This is a genomic window from Empedobacter brevis, from assembly GCF_965118635.1.
Lineage (GTDB): Bacteria > Bacteroidota > Bacteroidia > Flavobacteriales > Weeksellaceae > Empedobacter > Empedobacter brevis_A.
In genome coordinates this window covers 1-646 of the sequence record NZ_CBCPHV010000042.1, presented here as the reverse complement: position 1 = coordinate 646, position 646 = coordinate 1, and the positions used below count along the sequence as shown (strand labels likewise).

Below are 646 nucleotides of genomic sequence, written 5' to 3'. Positions count from 1 at the left end.
CGCACAAATCGTAAAGAAATCATTTTTAAAAGGTATTCCTAACAGCTTGAAACGATCATTTTCCAATTGATTTTCTAAGAAAAGAAACCAAGCTTTGGCTCTTGCCATTTGCACGGCTTCCGTTTGGACAAAAGTTGTTCCTGCATCATACATATAATAGATTATATCCTTATTGTTGATGTAGCTTTCAACCTTTTTCAAAATATCTGATTCAATTAAATCAGCTGTTTTATTCTTATTGGTACTCAGTAGAGCTTCATACTGTTGTAAAAGCTCATACTTTGTACCCAATTTACTTCTGTAATGTGTAGGCTTACGGTCTGGTATTCTATCATAATCATAATAAAATTGCCCTTTTACACGTGCCCAACGCCATGCTTTTTTTACATCTGGAAGGAAATCACCTGTTTTATATCCTTTTAAATAGGATTTAAACATAGGGCGAACTCTACATCTCAAATGCTCCTCTGAAACCCCACATACTTGCATAACAAGACGCTGAGACACCCAAACAGTATCTTCGTCCTTGTTTTTTCGTAGTATTATGTCGTTATTCAGTAGATTCATTTTTATTGTTGTTTAAACTTGTTTTAAACTTTGTTCCTGTCAACGGCTCGAACGTTGATGCTTGCCAACCAGGATGATG

Annotated in this window: 1 pseudogene; it reads right to left on the bottom strand. The window is 35.3% G+C overall.

The features are described 5' to 3' along the window. Positions 1-438 (bottom strand): annotated as a pseudogene (locus ACMHJW_RS14690) (hypothetical protein); the annotation flags it as partial. Between the last annotated feature and the right edge of the window lie 208 nt (positions 439-646).